The organism is Kitasatospora cathayae, from assembly GCF_027627435.1.
GTDB classification, from domain to species: domain Bacteria; phylum Actinomycetota; class Actinomycetes; order Streptomycetales; family Streptomycetaceae; genus Kitasatospora; species Kitasatospora cathayae.
This window is the reverse complement of sequence record NZ_CP115450.1, coordinates 7,297,547-7,322,229: the sequence shown is the minus strand read 5'-3', so window position 1 is coordinate 7,322,229 and position 24,683 is coordinate 7,297,547. Positions and strand designations below refer to the sequence as shown.

At 72.1% G+C, this 24,683-nt stretch carries 27 protein-coding genes; 14 read left to right on the top strand and 13 right to left on the bottom strand.

What is annotated here, in order from left to right; translation table 11 throughout:
- Positions 1 to 37 precede the first annotated feature (37 nt).
- Positions 38 to 265, bottom strand: a complete 228-nt coding sequence (locus tag O1G21_RS33115) for a hypothetical protein (protein ID WP_270148866.1) — start codon at positions 263 to 265, stop codon at positions 38 to 40.
- Positions 266 to 305: 40 nt separating this feature from the next.
- Positions 306 to 1,622 carry an MFS transporter gene (locus O1G21_RS33110; RefSeq protein ID WP_270148865.1) on the bottom strand — a complete coding sequence of 439 codons (1,317 nt, stop codon included), beginning with the start codon at positions 1,620 to 1,622 and terminating at the stop codon, positions 306 to 308.
- On the opposite strand from O1G21_RS33110, the gene O1G21_RS33105 reads away from it, so the two are divergent.
- The 5 genes from O1G21_RS33105 to O1G21_RS33085 all read left to right on the top strand — a co-directional run bounded on the left by O1G21_RS33105 (position 1,621) and on the right by O1G21_RS33085 (position 5,649).
- Positions 1,621 to 2,031: a hypothetical protein gene (locus O1G21_RS33105; RefSeq protein WP_270148864.1), complete on the top strand. Its 411-nt coding sequence runs from the start codon at positions 1,621 to 1,623 to the stop codon at positions 2,029 to 2,031. The two genes, O1G21_RS33110 and O1G21_RS33105, sit on opposite strands and share 2 nt — an antisense overlap.
- Positions 2,028 to 3,122: an alkene reductase gene (locus tag O1G21_RS33100; RefSeq protein ID WP_270148863.1), complete on the top strand. Its 1,095-nt coding sequence runs from the start codon at positions 2,028 to 2,030 to the stop codon at positions 3,120 to 3,122. Before O1G21_RS33105 ends, O1G21_RS33100 begins: the two co-directional genes overlap by 4 nt.
- A 52-nt stretch (positions 3,123 to 3,174) precedes the next feature.
- Entirely contained in the window at positions 3,175 to 4,143 is a 969-nt protein-coding gene (locus O1G21_RS33095) for an NAD-dependent epimerase/dehydratase family protein (RefSeq protein ID WP_270148862.1), read from the top strand.
- Positions 4,140 to 4,676 carry a GNAT family N-acetyltransferase gene (locus O1G21_RS33090; protein WP_270148861.1) on the top strand — a complete coding sequence of 179 codons (537 nt, stop codon included), beginning with the start codon at positions 4,140 to 4,142 and terminating at the stop codon, positions 4,674 to 4,676. The genes O1G21_RS33095 and O1G21_RS33090 overlap by 4 nt, the downstream gene beginning before the upstream one ends.
- Positions 4,677 to 4,839: 163 nt before the next feature.
- Positions 4,840 to 5,649 (top strand): aminoglycoside N(3)-acetyltransferase, encoded by an 810-nt coding sequence (locus O1G21_RS33085; RefSeq protein WP_270148860.1) that lies wholly within the window; start codon positions 4,840 to 4,842, stop codon positions 5,647 to 5,649.
- 104 nt (positions 5,650 to 5,753) lie between these two features.
- On the opposite strand, the gene O1G21_RS33080 is transcribed toward O1G21_RS33085, so the two are convergent.
- The 4 genes from O1G21_RS33080 to O1G21_RS33065 form a co-directional block, all read right to left on the bottom strand.
- Entirely contained in the window at positions 5,754 to 7,298 is a 1,545-nt protein-coding gene (locus O1G21_RS33080) for a M1 family metallopeptidase (RefSeq protein WP_270148858.1), read from the bottom strand.
- A 146-nt stretch (positions 7,299 to 7,444) separates the two neighbouring features.
- Positions 7,445 to 8,317, bottom strand: a complete 873-nt coding sequence (locus O1G21_RS33075; protein WP_270148857.1) for a sulfurtransferase — start codon at positions 8,315 to 8,317, stop codon at positions 7,445 to 7,447.
- A gap of 149 nt (positions 8,318 to 8,466) precedes the next feature.
- Positions 8,467 to 8,793 (bottom strand): hypothetical protein, encoded by a 327-nt coding sequence (locus O1G21_RS33070; protein WP_270148856.1) that lies wholly within the window; start codon positions 8,791 to 8,793, stop codon positions 8,467 to 8,469.
- A gap of 185 nt (positions 8,794 to 8,978) precedes the next feature.
- On the bottom strand, positions 8,979 to 9,890 hold the full coding sequence (locus tag O1G21_RS33065) for a polysaccharide deacetylase family protein (protein WP_270148855.1): 912 nt from the start codon (positions 9,888 to 9,890) through the stop codon (positions 8,979 to 8,981).
- 206 nt (positions 9,891 to 10,096) lie between these two features.
- Between O1G21_RS33065 and O1G21_RS33060 the strand changes: the two genes are divergently transcribed.
- The gene (locus O1G21_RS33060) at positions 10,097 to 10,954 is read left to right on the top strand and encodes an SAM-dependent methyltransferase (RefSeq protein ID WP_270148853.1); all 858 of its coding nucleotides are present in this window, start codon (positions 10,097 to 10,099) and stop codon (positions 10,952 to 10,954) included.
- A 31-nt stretch (positions 10,955 to 10,985) separates the two neighbouring features.
- Here O1G21_RS33060 and O1G21_RS33055 read toward each other — a convergent pair whose 3' ends face one another.
- A complete protein-coding gene (locus O1G21_RS33055) occupies positions 10,986 to 11,855 on the bottom strand; it encodes an Fpg/Nei family DNA glycosylase (RefSeq protein ID WP_270148852.1) in 870 nt (289 codons plus the stop codon).
- 448 nt (positions 11,856 to 12,303) lie between these two features.
- Between O1G21_RS33055 and O1G21_RS33050 the strand changes: the two genes are divergently transcribed.
- The 5 genes from O1G21_RS33050 to O1G21_RS33030 all read left to right on the top strand — a co-directional run bounded on the left by O1G21_RS33050 (position 12,304) and on the right by O1G21_RS33030 (position 15,809).
- Positions 12,304 to 12,777: an SRPBCC family protein gene (locus O1G21_RS33050; protein WP_270148851.1), complete on the top strand. Its 474-nt coding sequence runs from the start codon at positions 12,304 to 12,306 to the stop codon at positions 12,775 to 12,777.
- Between the two features lie 97 nt (positions 12,778 to 12,874).
- On the top strand, positions 12,875 to 13,534 hold the full coding sequence (locus tag O1G21_RS33045; protein WP_270148850.1) for a hypothetical protein: 660 nt from the start codon (positions 12,875 to 12,877) through the stop codon (positions 13,532 to 13,534).
- A gap of 207 nt (positions 13,535 to 13,741) precedes the next feature.
- Positions 13,742 to 14,536 (top strand): DsbA family protein, encoded by a 795-nt coding sequence (locus O1G21_RS33040; RefSeq protein ID WP_270148849.1) that lies wholly within the window; start codon positions 13,742 to 13,744, stop codon positions 14,534 to 14,536.
- Positions 14,533 to 15,162: a vitamin K epoxide reductase family protein gene (locus O1G21_RS33035; RefSeq protein WP_270148848.1), complete on the top strand. Its 630-nt coding sequence runs from the start codon at positions 14,533 to 14,535 to the stop codon at positions 15,160 to 15,162. The genes O1G21_RS33040 and O1G21_RS33035 overlap by 4 nt, the downstream gene beginning before the upstream one ends.
- Positions 15,163 to 15,227: 65 nt before the next feature.
- Positions 15,228 to 15,809 carry a dihydrofolate reductase family protein gene (locus O1G21_RS33030; RefSeq protein ID WP_270148847.1) on the top strand — a complete coding sequence of 194 codons (582 nt, stop codon included), beginning with the start codon at positions 15,228 to 15,230 and terminating at the stop codon, positions 15,807 to 15,809.
- 71 nt (positions 15,810 to 15,880) lie between these two features.
- Here the strand turns inward: O1G21_RS33030 and O1G21_RS33025 are convergent, their stop codons facing one another.
- Genes O1G21_RS33025 through O1G21_RS33015 form a run of 3 tightly spaced genes read right to left on the bottom strand, consistent with a single transcriptional unit; the run spans position 15,881 to position 18,839 of the window.
- Positions 15,881 to 16,879 (bottom strand): adenosine deaminase, encoded by a 999-nt coding sequence (locus O1G21_RS33025; RefSeq protein ID WP_270148846.1) that lies wholly within the window; start codon positions 16,877 to 16,879, stop codon positions 15,881 to 15,883.
- Positions 16,880 to 16,929: 50 nt separating this feature from the next.
- Positions 16,930 to 18,228: an MFS transporter gene (locus O1G21_RS33020; protein WP_270148844.1), complete on the bottom strand. Its 1,299-nt coding sequence runs from the start codon at positions 18,226 to 18,228 to the stop codon at positions 16,930 to 16,932.
- Positions 18,225 to 18,839 carry an ArsR/SmtB family transcription factor gene (locus tag O1G21_RS33015; RefSeq protein WP_270148842.1) on the bottom strand — a complete coding sequence of 205 codons (615 nt, stop codon included), beginning with the start codon at positions 18,837 to 18,839 and terminating at the stop codon, positions 18,225 to 18,227. The genes O1G21_RS33020 and O1G21_RS33015 overlap by 4 nt, the downstream gene beginning before the upstream one ends.
- 141 nt (positions 18,840 to 18,980) lie before the next feature.
- Between O1G21_RS33015 and O1G21_RS33010 the strand changes: the two genes are divergently transcribed.
- Positions 18,981 to 19,262, top strand: coding sequence for a DUF6158 family protein (locus O1G21_RS33010; RefSeq protein WP_270148840.1), 282 nt, complete (start codon positions 18,981 to 18,983; stop codon positions 19,260 to 19,262).
- 127 nt (positions 19,263 to 19,389) lie between these two features.
- Entirely contained in the window at positions 19,390 to 20,778 is a 1,389-nt protein-coding gene (locus tag O1G21_RS33005) for an NADP-dependent succinic semialdehyde dehydrogenase (RefSeq protein ID WP_270148838.1), read from the top strand.
- Positions 20,779 to 20,811: 33 nt separating this feature from the next.
- Here O1G21_RS33005 and O1G21_RS33000 read toward each other — a convergent pair whose 3' ends face one another.
- Together O1G21_RS33000 and ku are read right to left on the bottom strand one after the other, a co-directional pair.
- Positions 20,812 to 21,096 (bottom strand): hypothetical protein, encoded by a 285-nt coding sequence (locus tag O1G21_RS33000; RefSeq protein WP_270148836.1) that lies wholly within the window; start codon positions 21,094 to 21,096, stop codon positions 20,812 to 20,814.
- A 52-nt stretch (positions 21,097 to 21,148) separates the two neighbouring features.
- Entirely contained in the window at positions 21,149 to 22,156 is a 1,008-nt protein-coding gene (gene ku, locus O1G21_RS32995; RefSeq protein ID WP_270148834.1) for a non-homologous end joining protein Ku, read from the bottom strand.
- Between the two features lie 332 nt (positions 22,157 to 22,488).
- On the opposite strand from ku, the gene O1G21_RS32990 reads away from it, so the two are divergent.
- Positions 22,489 to 23,940, top strand: a complete 1,452-nt coding sequence (locus O1G21_RS32990; RefSeq protein WP_405000745.1) for an amino acid permease — start codon at positions 22,489 to 22,491, stop codon at positions 23,938 to 23,940.
- A 90-nt stretch (positions 23,941 to 24,030) separates the two neighbouring features.
- On the opposite strand, the gene O1G21_RS32985 is transcribed toward O1G21_RS32990, so the two are convergent.
- The gene (locus tag O1G21_RS32985; RefSeq protein ID WP_270148832.1) at positions 24,031 to 24,648 is read right to left on the bottom strand and encodes a hypothetical protein; all 618 of its coding nucleotides are present in this window, start codon (positions 24,646 to 24,648) and stop codon (positions 24,031 to 24,033) included.
- Positions 24,649 to 24,683 lie beyond the last annotated feature (35 nt).

Here is a 24,683-nt window from a genome sequence, read left to right as displayed (position 1 = left end):
GCCACGGAGTGAGTACGACTGCCGCCACCTCCACCGCCTACGGCCGGGCGTAGCGCTCCCGCAGGCGGTGGAGGCAGTCGACGACGGGAGCACCTCGTCGCCACAGCGCCCGCTTCCCCAAATCACCGGTGCAGTTGACGGTATGTGCGGCGACGAAGTCGGTGATGTCGCCGCCAAGGGCCGTTTCGCGCAGCAGCCGACGGGCCTCGCGCAGGCCGACGAACCACCGGTCGTCGGGGACGGCTGCGACGTCCGGTGAACTCATGGCCCGGGGCGGCCTCGGCGACGCCAGGCACCCCCACTCCTCAGCCGACCACCGCCACAGCCACCCCAGCCGCCGCCGACGCCTCAAGCGCCGCGAGCCGGCGCAGGCTCGCCCGGCGCTGCACCGCGGCCAGGCCGGTGGACACCGCGCCGAGCGCCAGCCAGCCGGCCGGGCCGGCCGCCATCACCACGCCGGTCAGCAGCATCGGCCCCACCGATTTCTGCACCGACTGGGACATCCCCGCCACGCCCAGGTAGGAGGCCTTGGCGCGCGGAGGCGCCAGGCTGACCGCCAGCTCCCAGGAGCTCACCGAGCGCATCAGCTCCGCGAGGGTGACCAGGGCCGCGGCGGCCAGCAGGGCGAGCGAGGCGGTCAGCGGGCCGCCGCCGGTCGAGAGCGCGATCAGCAGGCAGCTCGCGAGCAGGGTCACCCCGTACCAGCCGACCGCCGTGGTCGCCCCGCGCGGGTTCTCGGCCCAAGCCGAGACGCGCAGTTGCAGCACCACCACCAGCACGGTGTTGAGGGTCAGGAAGGCCGGGACGACGGCGTGCGGCGCATCGGTGTGGTGGATCAGCCACAGCGGCAGCCCCACGTTGAGGACGGAGTCGTCCAGGCACATCGGCAGGTCCAGCAGGACGAACAGCAGGTAGCCGCGGTCGCGCCAGGGGCTCGGTACGGCCTCGGGGCCGCCCTCGACCCCGGAGGGCTGAGAGGAGGGCTGAGCGGACGGCTGCGCCGGCGGCGTCGCCACCAGTCCGCGGCCGGCCGGCTCCGTGGTGCGCCGGATCAGCAGGGCGGCCAGCAGGTAGGAGAGCGCGTTGGCCACGATCAGCGCCCGGTAGGCGGTCGTGCTCCCCACCGCCAGACCGATCGCCGCGAAGCCCGTCCCGACGGCGTACCCGCCGTTGGCCACACTGCGGAACAGCGCCTGGTAGGTGGCGCGGCGCTCGCCCGCGACCCGGGTGGCGAACAGCATCTCCAGGGTCTTGGCCCCTCGCTCGGCCAGACAGGTCAGGGCGACCGACAGCAGCAGCGCGGCGAAGTGGTCGACCACCAGCAACAGGCCCATGGTGGCCACCCGCAGCAGGTGGCAGCCGATCAGCAGCCCGCGCAGCGGCAGCCGCTCGGCCGCCCGCCCGGCCAGCGGCGAACCGATGATCCCGGCCACGGCGCCCACGCCGAGCAGCAGCCCGAGCCGTCCGGCGTCCATCCCGCACACGTAGGTGAAGTACAGCACCGAGGCCGCCGCCCACACCCCGCTGCCGGTCCGGTCCACGCCCTGCGCGAGCAGCATGATCCGCGCGTCCGGCCCACCCGGTGGCTGCCGCAGCTGCGCCCACAGTCCGTTCCCCCGCATGACAACACGCCCTCGTTTCACGTCCACCATCAATCTCGACATCAAGATACTTCATGTCGAGATAGCTTCGGAACCCCCGCCTCCGCACACCCCCCAGCGCCCCCAACGCCCCTCGACGCCCGGGCTCCCGGCCGCCCCGGGCCGGGCCGACGAGAGCACCACCCTCAGCCGGCCGGTCGAGTTCGAGCCGCGCCCCGGCCTGACCTACGCCCTGGACGCCCTGCAGTCCCCCGAGGCACTGAGCCTGACCATGACCGCCGACCCGGCCGCGCTCCCGCGCCCCGCGAAAGAGGAATTCCTCTACGGCATCCAGGAGTTGATCCCTCACCGAGGCCGCCCGCGCCGACCGGGTCGGCCGGACCGCCGGTTGAACCTGACATTGATGTCAGGTTCTACCGTACCGGCATGACCACCACCACCGAATCCCTGCTCAGCCCGTACCGCCTCGGCGAGTTCGACCTGCCCAACCGCGTCGTGATGGCCCCGATGACGCGCTACCGGGCCGCCGAGGACGGTACGCCGCTGCCCCTCGTCGCCGAGTACTACGCCCAGCGCGCGAGCGCCGGACTGATCGTCACCGAGGGCATCTGGCCCAGCCGGGAGGGGCAGTCCGGCTGGCGCCTGCCCGGCCTGGAGACGCCCGCGCACGTGGCCGGCTGGCGCACCGTCACCGAGGCGGTGCACGCGGCGGGCGGGCGGATCGTCGCCCAGCTGATGCACGGCGGCCGCCAGGGCCACCCACTGAACCGACTGCTCGGTGACGTCCCGGCCGGCCCCTCCGCCGTCCCCGCCCCGAGCCCGGTGCACGTCCGGGACGGCGGCAAGGCCGAGGCCGTCGTCCCCCGCGAGATGACCCGCGCCGAGATCCACCGGACCATCGCCGACCACGTCACCGCCGCCCACAACGCCCTCGCCGCGGGCTTCGACGCCGTGGAGCTGCACGGTGCCAACTCCTACCTGATCCACCAGTTCCTCGCCGACAACACCAACCTGCGCACCGACGAGTACGGCCCCGGTACCCTCGAGAACCGGCTCCGCTTCCCGATCGAGCTGGTCACCGCCGTCGCAGAGGCCATCGGCCCGCACCGCCTCGGTCTGCGACTCTCCCCCGGCAACCCGCAGTTCGGCATGTACGAGGCCGACCCGGCGCCGGTCTACCGGGCCCTGCTGGCCGAGCTCGACGGCCTCGGCCTGGCCTACCTCCACCTCACCGACAACGACGACTACCCAGCGCTGGCCGACCTGCGCCCCCGCTGGTCCGGCCCGCTGATCGCCAACGTCGGGGAGAACCGCGACGCCACCGACCGCGAGCAGGGCGAGGCGGTGCTCTCCGCCGGACTCGCCGACCTGGTCTCCTACGGCCGCGCCTTCATCGCCAACCCGGACCTGCCGGAACGATTCGCCGCCGGCGCCCCGCTCACCCCCGTCGACGAGACCCACCTCTACGGCCAGGAGGCCACCGGCTACACCGACTACCCGAAGCTCTCGCACCGGATCTGACCGGAACCGTCTCCGGCCAGACCCATTGACATCCGGCAATAGCCTGGAGTCCATGCGGATCCTCGTACTCGGCGGTACCTCCTTCGTCGGCCGCGCGATCGCCGCCGACGCCCTGCACAACGGCGCTGAGGTCACCCTCTTCAACCGCGGCAGGACGAACCCCGGCCTCTTCCCCGAGGCCCACCACCTCATCGGCGACCGCGACACCGGCGACCACACCGCCCTGCGCGAGGGCGAGTGGGACGCGGTGGTGGACGTCAGCGGCTTCCGCCCCCGCCAGGTCGGCCAGGCGATGGCCGCCCTCGGCGACCGGGTCGGCCGCTACCTCTTCGTCTCCAGCCACGCGGTCTACCGACGGGACGGACTCGCCCCCTTCTCGGACGAGTCCGTCCCGCTCCGCGAGCCGCTGCGGGACGCCGAGCAGCTGACCGAGGCGACCTACGGCCGGCTCAAGGTCGCCTGCGAGCAGGACGTCACCGCCCGCTACGGCGACCGGGCGACGATCGTGCGCCCGGGCAAGGTGGCCGGTCCGTACGACCAGGACCGGGGGCTGACCTACTGGGCGCGCCGGGCGGCGCGCGGCGGCCGGATCGCGCTGCCCGGACGCCCCGAACAGCCGGTCCAGGTGGTCGACTCGCGCGACCTGGCCCGGCTGGTGCTGCGACTGATCGAGGACGACCGGCCGGGCGCCTTCCACGCCGTCGGCCCGGCCGAACCGACCACCCTGGGCGGGCTGATCACCACCTGCGCCGAGGTCGCGGGCACCGAGATCGAGATCGTCCCCGTCCCGCCGGAGACCGCCCCGCCGCCCTTCTTCCCCCTGGTCCGGGAAGAACGGCTCTGGCCCGGCCAGCAGCGCGACCCAGCCCGGGCCCGCGCGGCCGGGCTGCCCGCCACCCCGCTCGAGGTCACCGCCGCCGACGTCCTCGCCTGGGACCGCGGCCGCGGCGAACCGCCGCTCGGCCACGGCTTCACACCCGAGCAGGAGGCCCTGGTCCTGGCCGAGGCGGGCGCCCGATGACCACCGACCAGACGATCACACCGGCCTCCGGCCCGCGGATCGCCCCGATGCGCCCCGAACACGCCGCCGCCGTCCTGGCGATCTTCCAGGAGGGCATCGACGCCGGCAACGCCACCTTCGAGACCAGCGCCCCCAGTTGGGACGCCTTCGACGCCGCCAAGCTCCCCGAGCACCGCCTGGTAGCCCTCGACGCCGACACGACGAACGACGACCGCGTCCTCGGCTGGGCCGCCGTCTCGCGGGTCTCCGCCCGCGACGCCTACGCCGGCGTGGTCGAGCACTCCGTCTACGTCGCCTCCTCGGCTCAGGGCAGGGGCGTCGGGCGGGCCCTGCTGGCGGCCCTGCTCGCGTCCACCGACGCCGCCGGGATCTGGACCGTGCAGTCCGGCATCTTCCCGGAGAACACCGCCAGCCTCGCCCTCCACCAGCGCACGGGCTTCCGGGTGGTCGGCACCCGCGAGCGGATCGGCCGACTGGACGGCCGCTGGCGCGACGTGGTCATGGTCGAACGCCGCAGCCCGGTGGTGGACTGACGACGGGGAGCCGTCCCCTGATCGATTGTCAGAGCCACCCGCTAGGGTCGGGCTCGAACAATCGCGCCACACCGGTACGAATCCGCACCGGCACGCCCGACCGCACACCCACGCCCGAACACCGCGCGCCACCGCGAGCACCGCGCCACCACCAGGGGGGACCATGACCACTCCGGGCACCAGCCCGCTCACCACCGCCGACCTCGTGGACGGCTGGCGCCGGGTCGGCGTCCGACCGGACATGGCGCTGATGGTGCACTCCTCACTCTCCAGCCTCGGCCGGGTCGAGGGCGGGGCGGAGGCCGTGGTGGCCAGCCTGCGCGAGGCCGTCGGGCCGGGCGGCACGGTCGTGGTGCCCACCTTCACCACCGGCACGGTCTGCGACCCGGCGCCGGACCACGCCGGCCTGCCCACCCCCGAGATCGCCGAACTGCGAGCCGCCGTCCCGCTGTTCCACCCCGAGCTGCCGTCCCCCATGGGCGCGATAGCCGAGGCGCTGCGCGCCCTGCCGGAGAGCCTGCGCAGTACCCACCCGCAGGCCTCGGTCGCCGCCGTCGGAGCGCACGCCCGGGAGGTGACCGCCCGTCGCTCGTTCGGCTGGGCCGTCGGCCGGGAGTCGCCGTTCGGCGCGCTGCACGACCTCGGCGGGTACGTGCTGCTGATCGGGGTCGGGCACAACCGCAACACCTTCCTGCACTACGCCGAGACCTTCGCGCCCAACCGCCGGCTCAAGCTCCGCCGCTTCCCGCTGGCGATCGAGGGCGAGCGGGTCTGGCTCGAGGCGCCCGACGTGGGCAACGACGACGACACCCATTTCCCGCTCGTGGGGCGGGAGTTCGAGGAGCTGGTGGGCATCCGGGAGGTGCTGGTCGGCAACGCGCCCTGCCGGCTGATCCCGGTCCGCGAACTCATACCCTTCGCCGTCCGCCGCCTGACCGAACTGCTCGCGGCCGACGGCTCCGGAGCGGCGTAGCCCGGCCGACCGCCCGTCCCGGGACGGAAACCACCCGTCCCGGACGGCCGACCGGACCACGCCCGTCACACCAGGTCACCTGACCACCGGTCACCAGCGAGACGTCAATGCGCCTCGTCGTGCACGGAGTTGCTCTCCTGGATCTTCTTCCAAGACTTGGGCTCCACCGGCAGCTGCCCGTCGCCCCGGTCCGCGTCCGCCCGCGCACCCGGCGCCAGCGAGGCCGTGGCCGGCGCCGCGGCCCCCGGCGCCACCGGCCCGACGGCCGGCTTGGCGGCGGTGAACAGCCAGGTGTTGAAGAGGTCCCCGAGCTTCTGCCCGGACACCTTCTCCGCGTACGCCTGGAACTCCGGGATGGTCGCGTTGCCGTACCGGCGCTCGGTGGGCCAGCCCTTGAGGATCCGGAAGAACTTCTCGTCGCCGACGGCGTTGCGCAGCGCCTGGATGGCCACCGCGCCCCGGTCGTAGACGGCGGTCGCGAACTGGTTGTCCGCGCCCGGATCGCCCGGCTTGACGGTCCAGAACGCGTCGTCGGCCGGGTGCGAGGCGTAGACGTAGTCGGCCAGCTCCTGCGCGGTGCCCTCGTTCTCGTGCTCGGACCAGAGGAACTGCGCGTACCGGGCGAAGCCCTCGTTGAGCCAGATGTCGCTCCAGCGCGAGAGCGAGACGCTGTCGCCGTACCACTGGTGGGCCAGCTCGTGCACGACCACCGAGGTGTTGGCGCCCTTCGCGAACTGCCGGGGGCTGTAGAAGACCCGGGTCTGGGTCTCCAGGGCGAAGCCGGTCGGGACGTTCGGGACGTAGCCGCCGACCGAGCTGAACGGGTAGTCGCCGAAGTAGCCGCTCAGCCAGTCCACCAGCTCACCGGTGCGCTCGACGCTGGCCCGCGCCGCGTCCGCGTTGTCGCCGAGGCCCTTGCTGTACGCGTTGTAGACCGGCAGCCCGTTGGCCGTGGTGTCGGTGCTGATGTCGAACTTGCCGACCGCGAGCGTGGCCAGGTAGGTCGCCTGGGGCTTGTTCTCGCGCCAGCTGTAGCGGGTCCAGCCGGCCTGCGAGGTGGTACCGGTCAGGATGCCGTTGCTGATCACCTGGTTGCCGTCCGGCACCTGCACCGAGACGTCGAAGGTGGCCTTGTCGCTCGGGTGGTCGTTGCTCGGGAACCACCACCAGGCCGACTCGGGCTCGCCCGCCGCCACCGCGCCGTCCGGGGTGCGCAACCAGGCGGTGAAGCCGTACTTCTTCACGGTGGACGGCACGCCCTTGTAGCGGACCACCACGGTGGCCTGGCTGCCCTTGGCCAGCGGCCGGGCCGGGGTGACCTCCAGTTCCTGCTCGCCGCTGGTGGCGAAGGTCGCGGGCCGCCCGTTGACCCGCACCTCGGAGACGTTCAGCGCGAAGTCGAGGTTGAACCGGGAGAGGTCCTGGGTCGCCGTGGCGAGGATGGTGGTGGTGCCCTCCAGTTCGTCGGTGGCGGGCTGGTACTTCAGCCGGATGTCGTAGTGGGAGACGCGGTATCCGCCGTTGCCGTAGGTCGGGTAGTAGGGATCGCCGACCCCGGCCGCGCCGGGTTGGAAGTCGGCGGCCGAGGCGGGGACGGCCAGGAACATGCTCAGGGCACTGGCAGCAGAGACGATCAGCCTCTTGCGCAACGTGGTCCTCCAGGATCACCGGAACGATGGGTCGGATCGATCCTTGTCCCGGTGGCTCCGGTTCCACGCGCCGATTATGAGATGTTCATGCAAAGAAACAAGCCGAAATGATGCGGTCGGCCGAACCGGACCTCACTGCCGCCGCCTCACCCCCCGAGCGCCACCGGCGCCCGCACCAGCGAGCCGTACTCCGTCCACGAGCCGTCGTAGTTCTTCACGTGCGGGTACCCCAGCAGCTCGGTGAGCGCGAACCAGGTGTGCGCGGACCGCTCGCCGATCCGGCAGTAGGCGATCACCTCGCGCTCCGCCTCGACGCCCTTGCCCCCGTACAGCGCCCGCAGCTCCTCCGCCGAGCGGAACGAGCCGTCGTCGTTGGCCGCCTGCGACCAGGGCACGTTGACCGCGCCCGGGATGTGCCCCGGCACCTGGGCCTGCTCCTGCGGCAGGTTCGGTGGCGCGATCAGTTCACCCCGGAACTCCGCCGGGGAGCGGACGTCCACCAGCACCGCGTCCGCGCCGGGCTTGGCGAACACCTCCGCCTTGGCCAGCACCTCGTCCCGCAGCGCCCGCAGCTCCGGCCGTTCCGGGCCGGTCAGCCGGTAGGTGGTGTGCTGGTAGTCCATCACCTCGTGGGTGAGCTCCCGCCCCTCCAGCTCCCACTTCTTGCGCCCGCCGTCCAGCAGCTTCACCGGCCCGAAGCCGCGCAGCCGCAGCAGCCAGTACGCGTACGCGGCGAACCAGTTGTTGTTGCCGCCGTACAGCACCACGGTGGTGTCGTCCTCCACCCCGGCCGCCCGCAGCAGGTGCTGGACGCCCTCGCGGTCCGCGTAGTCACGGCCGACCTGGCTGTGCAGGTCGGTGGTCCAGTTCCAGCCGACCGCGCCGGGGATGTGGTCCCGGTCGTAGGCGGTGGTGTCCTCGTCGACCTCGACGACCCGGATCGTCCCGTCGTCCAGGTGGTGGGCCAGCCAGTCGGTGCGGACCAGCACCTCGGGGTGTGCGTAGCCGTTGCCGGTCATCCCAGGCCCTCCTTCGCTCTGCCCAGGCTGCGACGCCCGACCACGGGCACAGGCAGACCGCAAGGGCACGACGGGGCACCGGCGACCGGGCCGGACAGTTCGAAGCTACGCCGACCGTCCGGCCCGGGCCACCCCGCGGTCCGCGCCGCTCAGGAGAAGATCACCGAGCGCAGCTTCAGCCGGTCGCCGAGCTTCTTGCCGGGGTTCATCACGTAAAAGACGTCACCCTTGCAGTCGAAGTCCAGGAAGACCGTCGCCGTGGACCCGGTGAAGTTCTCCGGCGCGAAAGCCGGGTCCATCTCGGTCGCGCCGAAAAGGTTGATGCACTTGCGGCTCTCCGGGTCGGCGATCCCGGCCGGGACGCCCGGGCCGACCTTGTAGAGGAAATCGCCGGTGGCGGCGTTGGCCGACATCGGAACGGCGAGGACGAGGGCGACGGCGCTGGCGACGGAGAGCACGGCATTGCGGAGACGCATGGGAAGGGGCCTTTCAGGCGGTACTCGGAGTACCTGAGGAATTGGTGCGAGATCACCCTAGAGGCCCAAAATCCACAGAAACGGTTCTCCAAATCCACTCGATCGGGCGGTTTAGCCGCCGCAGCCGCTACCCGTCCGACCGGCAATGCCCAGCTTTCCGATTCCCGATACCGGACATTCGCATTTCAGTTCGGCGGCGCCGTGAAGTAGTACCCGGAGTCGATCAGCGCCGGCAGGTACAGCTTCAGCGCCGCCACCGTCTGCGAGCGGTCCCCGCCGCCGTCGTGGTTGAGCACGATCGACCCGGGCCGGACGTCCTTGAGGATCCGCTCGGTGATCGCCGAGGTCCCCGGACGGGCCCAGTCCCTCGGGTCCACCGACCAGGCCATGTTCCGCAGCCCGAGGTCGGCGGCCACCTTCAGCGACACCGGCGACCAGTCCCCGCCGGGGGCCCGGAACCAGGTGGGCAGCCGACCGGCGGTCCGCTGCAGCAGGTCGGAGGTGCGCTCCAGCTCGTCCCGCACCGCGCTCTCCGACATGTGCCGCAGGTCGGGGTGGGTCCAGGTGTGGTTGGCGATGTGGTGACCGCGGTCCGCGATCTCCTTCACCAGGGCCGGGTGCTCGACGGCGTTCTCGCCGATCAGGAAGAAGGTCGCCCGGATCCCGTGCTGCTGGAGCAGGTCCAGCACGGCGGGCGTGTACTTGGGGTCCGGCCCGTCGTCGATGGTGAGCGCCACCACCCGCTGGGCCGGGTCCAGCTCGTACACCGGCTTGCTCTCGGCGTCGCTGAGCGCCTTGCGGACGGGCTGCACGCCCGACGCGTCGGCCCACGGCGTGGCGGAGGCGGACGGCGGCGCCGGGGAGGGCACCGGGGACGAAGCGCTCGCGGACGGCGACGCCGCCCCGTCCGCGGGGAGCAGCACCTCGGGCGCTCCCGCCGCGGCGTCCGGATTCGTCGAGGAGGACCCGTCCCCGCTCCAGGGGCTCTTGCAGCCGGCGGCCGCGCCGAGCAGCGACATCCCGGCCGCGACCAGCAGCAGCCTACGCGAAGTGACCCGGGAGGCCACCGGAGACTTAATCTGACGATCAGACAGCATTCTGAATGCTTGCCCCGCCGCTCACCGCCCTTCCCCGAGGGCAACTCCGACGGACCCGATCACCACTCCGACGGCCCACAAAGCGCCCCGACCCCGCCACCCCCGGGCCGTCGACGGATCCTCCCCGACCGGACGCTCCGGTTCCTCTCAGGACCGCTACGCTGTGCCTTCCCCAGTGTGATGATCTGCCATCAGAGGACGTGGCCATGACGACAAGTCAGGACTTCCCCCAGCAGGGCCCGCAGGACGACGACGCCGAGGTGAGCCAGTGGGAACGTTTCGGCGTCGACACCACCGCCCCGCACTCTGCGCGCGTCTACGACTACTGGCTGGGCGGCAAGACCAACTTCCCGCCGGACCGCGCCATGGGACAGGCCATCGAGGAGGCCGTGCCCAGCGTCAAGGAGATGGCCAAGGCCAACCGCGCCTTCCAGGGCCGGGCCGTCCGCTACCTCGCCCGGGAGCACGGAATCCGCCAGTTCCTCGACCTCGGCACCGGGATCCCCACCTCTCCCAACACCCACGAGATCGCCGAGGCGGTCAGCCCCGGCACCCGGGTGGTCTACGTCGACAACGACCCGATCGTGCTCGCCCACGCCCGCGCCCTGATGGTCTCCAGCCCGGCCAGCCGCACCACCTACATCCACGCCGACCTGCGCAGGCCCGAGGAACTGTTCGCCGACCCGGCGCTCACCTCCACGCTGGACCTCACCCAGCCGGTCGGCCTGCTGATGATCGCCGTACTGATGCTGATCGCCGACGAGGACGACCCGTGGGGCCGGGTCGCCGCGCTGCGCGACGCCCTGCCCGTCGGCAGCTGCCTCGCCCTCACCACCCCCACCCCGGACTTCGACCCGGAGGCGGTCGGCAAGGTCGCCGAGGCCGCCCGGGCCGGCGGGATGACCCTGGTGCCGCGCGGCTACGACGACGTGCTCCGCTTCTTCGACGGCTGGGAGCTGGTCGAGCCGGGCGTCGCCCCGGTGCTGGCCTGGCGCCCGGACGGCGAGCCGCCGGCCGACCCGAAGGCGGCGTACTACTGGGGCGGCGTCGCCATCAAGCGCTGACACCACACCACCGGGCGGGCCGGCCGCGCCGTCACTTCAGCAGCCGCGACAACCGCCGGTCCGCAAGCGGCTTGCCCCCGGTCTGGCAGGTCGGGCAGTACTGCAGCGAGGAGTCCGCGAAGGACACCTCGCGCACGGTGTCCCCGCAGACCGGACAGGGCTGGCCGGTCCGCCCGTGCACCCGCAGCCCGACCTTCTTCTCCGCCTTCAACTCCCCCGCCGCCAGCCCACGCGAACGCTCCACCGCCTCCCGCAGCGTGCCGCCGAGCGCCTCGTACAGCCGTTCCGTCTCCTCCTCGGTCAGGCTGGACGCCAGCTTGTACGGCGACATCCGGGCCGCGTGCAGCACCTCGTCCGAGTAGGCGTTGCCCACCCCCGCCAGCACGCTCTGGTCCCGCAGCACACCCTTGAGCCGACGGCGGTCGCCCAGCAGCAGACCAGCGAAGGCCTCCAGCGTGAACGCCGGATCCAACGGATCCGGCCCGAGCCCGGCCACGCCGGGCACCTCCACCGGGTCCCGCACCACGTAGACGGCAAGGCCCTTCTTCGTCCCCGCCTCGGTCAATTCGAACCCGTCCCCGGCCTCACCCACGAGCCGCAGCCGCAGCGCCAACGGATTCTTCGAGCCCGGCCGGGCCGGCTCGACGGGCAGGCTGTCCTTCCACCGCAGCCACCCGGCCCGGGCCAGGTGGACGACCAGGTGCAGCCCACCCGCCTCTACATCCAGGAACTTCCCGCGCCGCGTCACCGACCCGACCGTCCGCCCCTCCAACGCCGTCACCGGCGGGTCGTACGTCTTCAGCGCACTGATCGCCACCGGCTGCACCCGGGCGATCACCCGCCCGGTCAACCGCTCGGACAGGAAGGCACTCAACGCCTCGACCTCGGGCAGCTCCGGCATGCGCCCAGTCTCCCCCACCCCCACCCCGCCCGCGACCGCCCACACCCCACCTCCCCCACAACTCACCCCTCATGGCCACGCGGGCGCCCACACCCCACCTCCCCCACAACTCACCCCTCATGGCCACGCGGGCAACGCCCCACGCGCCCACACCCACCTCCTCCCCCCACACACAACTCCCCCAGGCGAGAGGGACGCGCTGCGGGAGGGGCGGTGGAGGGGGTGGCCCGGAGAGGGGCGTTGCGGGTGATTTTCAGACTGCCAACGGCGCCCAACACCCCACCCACAGAGTCGGCAGTCGGAAAATCATCCAGCCCCCGGAGCGGCCACCCCCGGAACCGCCCCGGCCACCCACCCTCCCGAGAGCCCCCCACCCCCCACAGAACCCCCCACCCCCTTTGCCTCCCCGCCGGGGAAAGCGCAGGCTGGTTCCGGAGGAGGCCCCGCCATGACAACCCTTGAGGAACAGATCGACATCGCCGCCCCCGTCCTCGCCGCCTGGCAGCAGCTCCACCGGGTGCACGAGTACCCGCAGTTCGTCGACGGCGTCCGCAGCGCCCACCCGCACGGCCGGAACCTCGCCCACCTCGGGGTGCGGGTCGGCGGGGCCGAGCGGTCGGTGGACACCGAGATCACCGACCGCGGTCGGGGCCGGGTGATGGCCTGGCGGACCGTGGACTCCGTCCACCTGCGCGGCGCTTTCGCGCTGCTGGCGCTCGACCCCGGGCACACCCGGCTGCAGATCCGGGTGGAGTACGACCCGGAGGCGGTGCACCGGGAGTTCGGCGGGCCGCGTGGCTTCGCCCAGGCCGGGGTGATCGAGCGGGCGGTGCGCGGGGACCTGGAGCACTTCCGGGAGCTGGTGGAGGCCCGGGTGAGTGCCGCCGACGGCCACCCGAGCCCCGACCACGAGCACCCGTAAAAGGCACATAAGCCCAGCTCAGCGCGGGTGGTGAGGCTGTTCACGGCCTCCCGTCCGCGAGGCCGTTCCGCTTTCGACTGTGGCAGACTCGGGTGCCATGGACATCGGCCCGGTCACCAGGACGCTCCGCGCGGCGGTCTTCGCCGCGCTGGTCGTGCTGCTCGCCGGGCTCGCTCAGGTCCTGGTCACCAGCCGGTCCCTGCCGCTCGGCACGATGGGCCTGGCCGCGGTCCCGGTCTTCGCCCTCGCCTTCGCCCTGGCCGGCCGCGAACGCGGCTATCCGGTGATCGCGGCGGCGTTCCTGCCGCTGGAGCTGGGCGTCAGCGCACTGTTCGACCTCGCGCAGCGCTCCTGCCCGACCTTGCCGCCGGGTGCCGGGCACGGCTTCCAGCCGCTGCTGTGCGGCGGCGGCTCGCTCGGCGGGTTCCTGCTCGGCCACGGCGTGTCCCAGCAGGTCGGCGTCCTGCTGCTCCTGCTGCTGCACACGGTGATCGCGCTGGCCGGCGCGTTCTGGCTGCGCCGGGCGGACGCCGCGCTGGCCGGCCTGGTGCGCGCCGTCCGGATGCTGGGCGAGTTCCTGCACCGGCACCTGCCGGCCGCCGCCCGCTGGCTGCGGCTGCTCACCGCGCCCGTCCCGGCCCGTCCGGTGGCCCGGGTGCCCTTCCCCAGCGCCAGCCGCGCGCTGGTCCCGGCCGAGGACGTGGTCGTCCGCCCGGCCGTCCGGCGCGGTCCGCCGGTGTTCGCCCTGGCCGTCTGAGCCCGGGCCCTCCGAGCCCCTCGCTCCGAGCTCCTCGCTCCGAGCCCCTCGCTCCGAGCCCCTCGCTCCGAGCCCTCCGCTCCGAGCCCCTCGCTCCGAGCCGTTCGCTCCGAGCCCCGCCCTCAGCGGTCGTCTCCCTCCCGCCGCGCAGACCCTGACGCAGGTCGCGCCGCCCTTCCGCACGCCGAGAGCACAGGACGACACCCCATGAGCAACACCCGCAAGACCGACCAGAAGCCCAACGCCACCGAGCGCATGCGCACCGCCCGTGCCCAGGCCGAGCGCTCCGACCGGATCCGCCGCCGGGTGGTGGTCGCCGCCGCCTCCGGCACCGTGCTGGCCCTCGCCGCCGGTGTGGCCTTCGCCGTCGGCGGCTCCTCCGGTTCCTCCGCCGACACCGCCGCGAACGGCCCGCTGGTCGTCCCCGCCAACGCGGGCGGCACCGACGGCACCGTGATCACCTACGGCAAGGCCGACGCCCCGCACACCCTGGAGGTCTACGAGGACTTCCGCTGCCCGTTCTGCGAGCAGCTGGAGACCACCACCGGCAAGACCATCCAGCAGCTGGCCGACGACGGCACCTACAAGATCGAGTACCACCTGGCGACGTTCCTGGACAAGAACCTCGGCGGCAAGGGCTCGCGCACCGCACTGGCCGCCGCCGGCGCCGCGCTGAACGAGGGCGTGGACAAGTTCAGGGCGTTCCACGACGTGCTGTACGCCAACCAGCCCGACGAGCGCAGCGACGCCTTCGGCGACGTCAACCACATCCTGGACCTGGCCGGCCAGGTGCCCGGGCTGAAGACGGACGGCTTCGTCAAGGCCGTCCAGGAGGGCACCTACGCGCCGTGGGCGGCCAAGGTGAACGACGAGTTCAACAAGAGCGACGTCACCGGCACCCCGACCGTCAAGCTCGACGGCAAGAAGCTGGACGTCCTCACCAACGGCAAGGCCGCCTCGCCCGACGAGTTCACCGCGCTGGTCAAGCAGGTGACCGGGTGACGACCACCGCCCCCGCCCGGCAGACCGAAGATCGGACCTTCGGCGCCGGCCGTCCGTTCGCCTGGCTGCTGCTGATCGGCGGCGCGGTCGGCCTGTTCGCCTCGACGGTCCTCACCCTGGACAAGATCCGCCTGCTGAAGGACCCGTCGTACGTCCCCAGCTGCAACATCAATCCGATCATCAGCTGCGGTTCGATCATGCGCAGCGCCCAGGCGGAGGCCTTCGGCTTCCCCAACTCGCTGATCGGCCTGGTCGCCTTCGGGGTGGTGATCGCGATCGGCGCCGGTCTGCTCGCCGGCGCGGCGTACCGGCGCTGGTTCTGGCTCGGGCTGCAGGCCGGGACGGTCTTCGGGATCGGCTTCGTGACCTGGCTGATGTACCAGACGCTGTACCGGATCGGCGCGCTCTGCCCGTACTGCATGGTGGTGTGGGCCGCGATGATCCCGCTGTTCTGGTACACCACCCTGCACAACCTGCGCTCCGGCGTCATCCCGGTGGGCCCGCGGGCCCGGGTGGTCGTGCGGGAGGCCGCGCGCTACCACTGGGTCGTCCCGGCGCTGTGGTACGCGGTGATCGCGCTGCTGGTGCTCAACCGGTTCTGGTACTACTGGAGCACCCTGATCTGATCCCCGTCCGCCGTCCGCTCCCGGCCCGGGAGCGGACGGCGGACCCTCCTCCCCGCGAGGTCGTCATGCGACGCAGGATCGTCCTCTTCGTCAACGTGTCCCTGGACGGCTACTTCGAGGGCCCGGACCACGACCTGAGCTGGCACCAGGTCGACGACGAGGTGCACACCCACTTCAACCGCGAACTCGCCCGGATGGGTGGTTTCGTCTCCGGCCGGCGCACCCACGAGCTGATGGCCTCGTTCTGGCCCACCGCCGACCAGGACCCGGCCGCCGACGGCCCGATGGCGGAGTTCGCGGGCATCTGGCGCGCGATGCCGAAGACCGTCTTCTCCCGCACCCTCGACCACGCCGACTGGAACACCACCATCGTCCGCGAGGTCACCCCCGAGACGGTCGCCGCCCTCACCGCCGGCCCCGGCGGTGACCTCTCGCTCAGCGGCGCCGAACTGGCCGAGTCCTTCCTCGCCCTGGACCTGATCGACGAGTTCCGGATCTACGTCCACCCCGTCGTCCTCGGCCGCGGCACCCTGCTCTTCCGCCCCATCGACCACTCGGTTCCGCTCACCCTGACCGACACCCACCGCTTCACCAACGGCGTCACCCTGCTGCACTACGCCCGCGGCGGGCCGTCACCACTGGACTGAACCGCCGCCGGGCGCGGCGGCGAACCACCACCGCGCCCGTGCCGGCCGCTCAGCCCTCGGTCGGCCCTCGCTCAGCCCTCGGCCGGCTCGAAGGTGAACTGCTCGACCTCGGCGAGGAGTTCGGCGCGGCGGCGGTCGTCGATGAAGGAGGCGCGGAAGGAGTTGGCGGCCAGCCGGCGCAGGGTCTCCTGGTCGAGGGCCAGGGCCTGGCGGACGGCGCGGAAATTGTCCTCGACGTAGCCGCCGAAGTAGGCCGGGTCGTCGGAGTTGACGGTGACCAGCAGGCCGGCGTCCAGCATCTCCCGCAGCGGGTGGTCGGCGAGGGTGTCGACGCAACGCAGGCGGACGTTGGAGAGCGGGCAGAGGGTGAGCGGGATCTGCTCGCGGACCAGGCGGGCCACGAGTTCGCCGTCCTCCAGGCAGCGCAGCCCGTGGTCGATCCGCTCGACGCCCAGGACGTCCAGCGCCTCGGTGATGTACGAGGCGGGGCCCTCCTCGCCCGCGTGGGCGACCCGGCGCAGCCCGGCCTCGGCGGCCCGGCGGTAGACCTCGCGGAACTTCGCCGGCCGGTTGCCGACCTCGGCCGAGTCCAGGCCGATGCCCGCGATCCGGTCGAAGTGGGGGCGGGCGGCCTCGAAGGTCTCCAGCGCGGAGTCGGCCGACTCGTCGCGCAGGAAGCACATGATCAGCTGGGTGCTGATGCCGTACCGCTCCTCGCTGCGCGACAGCGCCCGCGTCAGCCCGTCCACCACGGTGCCGAGCGGCACTCCGCGGGCGGTGTGCGCCTGCGGGTCGAAGAAGATCTCCGCGTGCCGGACGCCCTGCTCGGCGGCCCGGGCCAGGTAGGCGTCGGCGAGGTCGGCGAAGTCCTGCTCGGTGCGCAGCACGGCCATCAGCGCGTAGTAGAGGTCCAGGAAGGACTGGAGGTCGCTGAAGGAGTACGCCTTCCGCAGCTGCTCGGTGTCGGCGTACGGCAGCGCGACGGAGTTGCGGGCGGCGAGGGCGAAGGCCAGCTCGGGTTCGAGGGTGCCTTCGATGTGCAGGTGGAGTTCGGCCTTGGGAAGCGGCATGTGCGATCTGTCCGAGCTGTTGGGGACTGAACCTGAAGGTCCGGAATGATTCATCCTATGATCTTTCCGTTCTCTGGGGGCGCCGTGGGCAGCTCCCGGAGGGTGCGCAGCGGCGAGAGGAGCGGCAGTGCCCCGGCCAGCGCGAGCAGGCCGGTCATCACCCACATCGTCGCCCGCAGACCGATCACCTCGCCCAGTGCACCGCCGGTCAGCGCGCCGAGCGGGATGGTGGCCTGGACGACGAACATCGAGCCGGCCGTCACCCGGGTGAGCAGTTCGGGCGGGGTGTAGGTCTGCCGGAAGGAGCCGAGCACGATGTTGCAGAGCACCACCACCGCGACCACGGCGAGCGACCCGACCACGTACAGCGCCGCCCCGAGGCCGGGCCCGGCCAGCGGCATCAGCAGCCCGAACGGGGTGACGGTGAGCAGCACGATCCGCGTCCCGCGCGCCGTCCCGAGCCGGCGGCACAGCGGGCGGGCCGCCAGCGAGCCGAGCACGCCGCCGACCGCGGCGGCGGAGGCGAGGGCGCCGACCCAGCCGGGGGCGATCCCCGCCGCCCGGACCAGGAACAGCGCCAGGATCGACTGGTACCCCATGAGGGCGAAGTTGGCGGCGGCGCCGAAGCACAGGAAGGGGCGCAGGTACGGGTCGCGCAGCAGGAAGGACAGCCCCTCCCGGACCTGCCCGCGCATGCTGCCCGCCTGCTCCCGGACCACCGGCTCCGGTCGGGTGCGGATCCGCAGCAGGGTGCCGGCCGCGATCAGGAAGCTCACCACGTCGACGAGCAACCCGGCGGCCGCGCCCATGAGTTGGACGATCAGGCCGGCCAGTCCGCGCCCGGCGACCTCGGCCGCCGAGCCGCTGCCGGTCAGCTTGGCGTTGCCCTCGATCAGGTCCTCCCGCGCCACCAGCTCGGGCAGGTAGGCCTGGTCGGCGGCGCCGAAGAACACCGAGCAGACGCCGCTGAGGAAGGCCACGGCCACCAGCTGCGCCATGGTGAGCACGCCGAGCCGGCCCGCCACCGGCACGCTGGCGAACAGCGCGGCGGAGCCGAGGTTGCAGCCGATCATCACGGACCGCCGGGGCACCCGGCCGACCCACACCCCGGCCGGCAGCCCGAGCAGCAGCCACGGCAGCCAGATCGCAGCGCTCAGCAAGCCGGTCGCGAGCGGCCCGGCGTCCAGGGTGAGCACCGCGACCAGCGGCAGCGCGACGGTGGTGACGCTGCTGCCCAGCCGGCTGACGGTCTGCCCCGCCCACAGCAGCCGGAAGTCGCGCTGGGCGAACAGGCCCCAGCGGGAGCGGACTTGGGGGTCATCGGACGGCGGGGCAAGGGTGGCGGTCACGGCTTGGCCGGGACGCTGTGGGCGAAGGCGAGGACGGTCTCGCGCTCCCGCCCGTCCTCGGGCACCGGTCGAAGGGCCCACTTCTGGATCACCTCGTGCAGGTCCGCGGCCAGCTCCCGGGCCTCGTCCGGGGTGAGCCGCAGCCAGGCCTGGGTGGCCACCGAGCAGCCGTCCCGCCAGTCGGGCCCGTACCCGCCGCGCCGTACGGACCATTCCCGGACCAGCTCGACCTGGCGCTCCAGCAGGATCGATCCGGCCGCGTCCGCGACGGCCTCGGTGACCGGGTCCCCGTCGAAGTCGGCCCTGGTCCAGCTGAGTTCGCGGTCGGCCAGCCGCCACCAGCGCTCCCGGCGGTCCCGGGCGAGTTCGGGCGCCTCCTCGATCAGCCCGCTCTCGGCCAGCACCTTCAGGTGGTGGCTGACGTTGCCGACCGCCTGCTCGGTGCGCTCGGCCAGCTTCCCGACGGTGGCCGGGCCGTCGACCTTGAGCAGGTCGATCAGCCGGCGGCGCAGCGGGTGGGTGAGGGCGGCGAGCACCCGGGAGTCCTGGATCTCCCGGGCGCCACGCGGCTGTTCGGCGAGTTCGGGCGTGCGGCCCGTGGTGTCGTCCATGACGGGAGAATATCCGCAAGAACTCTTGTACGACACTTCTTTCACAACTTCTCTTGTGCACTGCCGTCCGCTCGAACGGGTGTACCGGCGCCGGGCACCGGGCACCGGGTAGAAGGGGGCTTCCGCCGAGGAGGTACCGAGATGCGGCACGTCAACGACCCGCACATCCGGCCCGCGGGCATCTCCCCGCACGCTCTGGGCAACGACACCCTGCTGCACGAGCTGGAGCAGCTGCACCGCACCCGCCACGAGACCTTCCTGTACGGCTCGGAGGAGGCGCTGAAGCGGCACACGCTGCGCACCGGGGAGCTGGAGGCCGAGTACCTGCACCGCTTCCCCAACCGGCAGGTGACCGCCGCGCGGACCAGGGCCGGAGCCCGGGCCCGGGAGGCGGCGGCGCGAGTGGAGTCGCTGCCCGAATAGCCCCCGGAACGGCGGACGCCGCTGCCCGGCGGGACACGCCGGGCGGCGGTGGCGTGCCCGGGGGCGGGGTGTCGGGGAGGGTGTGAGGGCAGACGCACCCGACTCTTGAACCCTCTGGGAGCCCCGCATGCCCATCGCCAGCGTCAACCCCGCGACCGGCGAGATCATCCAGACCTTCGAACCGCTCGACGCGGCCGGGATCGAGCGGCGACTGGCCCGCGCCGAGGCCGCCTTCCACCGCTACCGCGGCACCTCCTTCACCGGCCGCGCCGAACTGATGCACCGCGCGGCCGACCTGCTGGACCAGGAGCAGGAGGCACTCGCCCGCACGATGACCGAGGAGATGGGCAAGCCGATCGCCGCCTCCCGGGCCGAGGCCGCCAAGTGCGCCAAGGCGATGCGCTGGTACGCCGACAACGCCGAGGCCCTGCTCGCCGACGAGCACCCGGCCCCGGCCGACGTGGCCGACAGCGGGGCCGCCCGGGCGTACGTCCGCTACCGCCCGCTCGGCCCGGTGCTCGCCGTGATGCCGTGGAACTTCCCGTTCTGGCAGGTGATCCGATTCGCCGCGCCGGCCCTGATGGCGGGCAACGTGGGCCTGCTGAAGCACGCCTCCAACGTGCCGCGCACGGCGCTGGCGATCGAGGAGCTGTTCCAGCGGGCCGGCTTCCCGGAGGGCTGCTTCCAGACCCTGCTGATCGGCTCGGACGCGGTCGAGGGCGTGATCCGGGACCGCCGGGTCGCCGCCGTCACCCTCACCGGCAGCGAGCCGGCCGGGCGGGCGGTGGCCGCCGCCGCGGCCGACGAGGTGAAGAAGGCGGTGCTGGAGCTGGGCGGCAGCGACCCGTACGTGGTCATGCCCAGCGCCGACCTGGAGTCCGCGGTGGGCACGGCGGTACGGGCCCGGGTGCAGAACAACGGCCAGTCCTGCATCGCCGCCAAGCGCTTCATCGTGCACACCGACGTCTACGACCGCTTCACCGCCGCCTTCACCGAGGCGATGAGCTCGCTGCGGATCGGCGACCCGATGGACGAGGCCACCGATGTCGGACCGCTGGCCAGCCGCCAGGGCCGGGACGACCTGGAGGAGCTGGTCGAGGACGCCCGCACCCACGGCGCCCGGGTCGAGTGCGGCGGCGAGCGCCCGATGGGCTGGGACACCGGCTGGTTCTACGAGCCGACCGTGCTGACCGGCGTCACCCCGGCGATGCGGATCCACCAGGAGGAGACCTTCGGCCCGGTCGCCACCGTCTACCGGGTCGCCGACCTGGACGAGGCGGTGGCGCTCGCCAACGACACCCCGTTCGGGCTCAGCTCCAACGTCTGGACCACCGACCAGGACGAGCAGGAGCGCTTCGTCCGCGACATCCAGGCCGGCGGGGTGTTCTTCAACGGGATGACCGCCTCCCACCCGGCGCTGCCCTTCGGCGGCGTCAAGCGCTCGGGCTTCGGGCGGGAGCTGTCCGGGCACGGCATCCGGGAGTTCTGCAACGTCACCACGGTGTGGATCGGCTGAGCCCTCCCGGATGACCGTCGTAGTCAGGCCGGGTCAGGAGGCCGCCATCCGGTGCCTGCCCCGGCCGGGCGTCGCCCAGCGGGCCACGACGCCGACCAGGGCGATGAAGGTCAGGAACCAGAAGAAGGCCATCAGCCCGATCATCGGGTCCCAGGCCGTCTGGACGGCGATCATGCACAGGCCGATCGAGAGCGCGACCATGAACGTCACCACGGTCGGGCTGAGGCTGAGCAGCCAGCGCCAGGCCCGGTGCCCGAGGCTCGGGTTCTTCGGGGCGTCGGGACCGGTTTCGGCTTCCTTGTAGCTGAGCAGGTCCATCGGGATCGCCTCCAATGCTGGACGGGACGGAACGCCCGGCCCGCGCGGTCGGTCAGGAGGCCTTGCGCGGAGCCGCGGACTTGCGGGTGGTGGTCTTCTTCGCCGCGGAGGTCTTGTTGGCGGACGCGGTCTTCTTGGCCGCGGTCTTCTTGGCCGACGTCTTCGCGGCCGACGTCTTCGCGGCCGACGTCTTCTTCGGCGCAGCGCGCTTGCGGGACGCCGGCTTCTCCTCCTCCGACTCCTCCGGCTCCTCCGCCGTCCCCCGCCCACCGGCCGGCGCCCGCCCGCCCTTGGCTTGCTTGAGGCTGCTGCGCAGCGCCTCCATCAGGTCGATCACGTTGTCCGGCGCCTCACCGGCCTCCTCCTCGTGCGGGATCTCGACGCCCTCCAACCGGGCGGTGATCACCTGCTGGAGCGCCTGCTGGTAGTCGTCGTGCAGCTGGGAGAGGTCGAAGTCCTCGGAGAGGGTGTCCATCAGCGACCGCGCCATCTTGAGCTCCTGCGGCCGCACCGTGACGTCCTCCTCGGGCGCGATCCCGGCCGCCGGACGGACCTCATCGGGCCAGATGCACGTCTGCAGCACCAGCGTGCCGTCGTGCACCCGCAGCACCGCGGGCGACTCCCGGGTGCGCAGCGCGATCTTGGTGACGGCGATCTGCCCGGACTCCACCAGGGCGTCGCGCAGCAGGGCGTACGGCTTGGCGGCCGCCTTGTCGGCGACGCCCACGTAGTAGGCCTTGGAGAACATCAGCGGGTCGATCTCGGTCTCGTCCACGAAGGCCAGCACGTCGATGATCTTCTTGCTGGGCAGCGGCAGGTCGGCGAGGTCCTCGTCGCTGAGCGTGACCGTCCGGCCGTCGGGTGACTCGTAGCCCTTGGCGATCTCGGCGTACGGGACCTCCTTCTCCTCCCGTTCGCAGTACCGCTTCATCCGCACCCGCCCGCCGTCCTTGGCATGCACCTGGTGCAGCGGGACGTCGTGCTCCTGGGTCGCGGAGTAGAGGTGGACGGGGATGCTGACCAGGCCGAAGCTGATCGTCCCCTTCCAGGTCGTCTGCATGGAGTGGCTCCGAGAACGTCGGAAGTGCCCCGAGACTCCCACTGTGCCCGGGTTCGCCGCGATCGGCCACACCGCGCCGCCCACGGGCCGGAGAGGGGTGCCCGACTCGCCGCCGAACCTCTGACGATGCATCAGATTTGAGCTTTCCATGCCACCCCCATACCTGCCCTGACCTGGCCTTTTGCGTTCGGTAAGCGAACAGTTATCAAAGGATTGTTCCGATACTCGTGCGTAGAAGTTAGGTTGCACCGCAATGCGCGGATCTGTCCCCCACCCTGCGGCGCGACGAGCCGAGGGTCATGCCGCGCTGGAAAGGCATGAGGACACACTCCATGAGTGCGGACACCACCAAGCAGGCGGCGGACACCACCCAGGTCCCCGACCAGCTCGGCCCGGTCGGACACGGTGGCGACGGCCACCTGAAGGCCGGGCTCAAGAACCGCCACCTGTCGATGATCGCCATCGGCGGCGTGATCGGCGCCGGCCTGTTCGTCGGCTCCGGCGCGGGCATCGCGTCCACCGGCCCCGGCATCCTGCTCTCCTACACCCTGGCCGGCGCGCTGGTGGTGCTGGTGATGCGGATGCTCGGCGAGATGGCCGCGGCCGACCCGCAGAGCGGCTCCTTCTCGGCCTACGCGGACCGCGCGCTGGGCCGCTGGGCCGGCTTCACCATCGGCTGGCTGTACTGGTTCTTCTGGGTCGTGGTGCTGGCGGTCGAGGCCACGGCCGGCGCCAAGATCCTCAACAGCTGGGTCCCGGGCGTGCCGCAGTGGGGCTGGGCACTGATAGTCATGGCCGTGCTGACCGCCACCAACCTGTTCTCGGTCGCCTCCTACGGCGAGTTCGAGTTCTGGTTCGCCGGCATCAAGGTGGTCGCGATCGCCGGGTTCCTGGTGATCGGCGCGCTCGCGGTCTTCGGCGTCCTGCCGAACACCCACGCCGTCGGCCTCACCAACCTGACCGGCCACGGCGGCTTCCTGCCGCACGGCGTGGGCGCGGTGTTCACGGGCATGCTCACGGTCGTCTTCGCCTTCATGGGCAGCGAGATCGTCACCCTCGCGGCCGGCGAGTCGGAGGACCCGGAGAAGGCGGTCAGCAAGGCCACCAACAGCGTGATCTGGCGGATCGGGATCTTCTACCTGGGCTCGATCCTGCTCGTGGTGACCCTCCTGCCCTGGGACTCCGCCGCGGTCAAGGACAGCCCGTACGTGGCGGTGCTGGACCAGCTGAACATCCCGCACGCCGGCCAGGTGATGGACGTGATCGTGCTGACGGCCGTGCTCTCCTGCCTCAACTCCGGGATGTACACCGCCTCCCGGATGGCCTTCTCGCTCGGCCAGCGCGGCGACGCCCCGAAGGCCTTCGCGACCGTGACCTCGCGTGGCGTGCCGCTGGTGGCCATCCTCTCCTCGGTGGTGTTCGGCTTCGTCGCCGTCTTCTTCAACTACACCTCGCCGAAGACCGTGTTCGCCTTCCTGCTGAACTCCTCCGGGGCCGTCGCGCTGTTCGTCTGGCTGGTGATCTGCATCACCCAGCTGCGGATGCGCAAGATCATCGAGCGCGAGATGCCGGAGCGGCACACCGTCCGGATGTGGCTGTACCCCTACCTGACGTGGGTCGCCATCGGCATGATCGGCTTCGTCGTGGCGTACATGTTCACCGACGCCGACGGACGCAAGCAGATGTACCTGTCGCTGGTCGCCGCGGCGATCGTGCTCGGCGCCTCGGCCGTGGTGAGCCGACGGCGGCGGGCGGCGGTGGCGGCAGCGGCGACGGAGTCCTGATCCGTCCGCGCCGCGCTTGAACGCCGGGCCCGGGAACCGTTGCGGAGGTTCCCGGGCCCGGTTTGCCGTTCGGGGACGCTCCTGGGCCGCTCAGCCGGTGCAGCCGGGCACGGAGCCGGCGGGGGCGCAGTTGTTCGGGGTGTTGCCGGTGACGGTGCTGCCGATGTCGGACACGTGGCCGCCACTGACGAAGACACCACCGCCCGAGGTCCCCGCGGAGTTGCCGGTGACCCGGCTGCTGACGAGGTTCGTCTGGCCGTTCACATTCAGAACACCGCCACCGTCCTGGGCGGCCGCGTTGCCCTGCACGGTCGAGGAGCTGACGTTCAGCGTCCCGACGTTGACGAGGGCACCGCCGCTGACGGTGGCGGTGTTGCCGGTAACAGTGACGACGTCCAGGTTGGTCGTGGCACCGGGCTCGTTGGCGATGGCCCCACCGAACTTCGCCGCGTTCCCGGAGAGGGTCGCCTGGGCAACGGTGAGCGAGCCGTTGTTGTCGACGGCGCCGCCGACATCACCGTTGTCGAGGTTTCCGCCGGTCAGGTTCACCTGGTCCAGGGTGAGGCTGCCGCCCGTCGCCACGGAGAACAGCCGGAACAACGGCGTCCCGACAGCGGTGGAGCGCGCGATCGTGGCACTGAACGAGCCGATCCGGATGTTGCCGGTGATCACGGGCATCGCATTGTCGGCGTTGTCCGTGTTGACCACCGTGTAGGTGCAGCCCGACTGCAGCGCGATGTCAC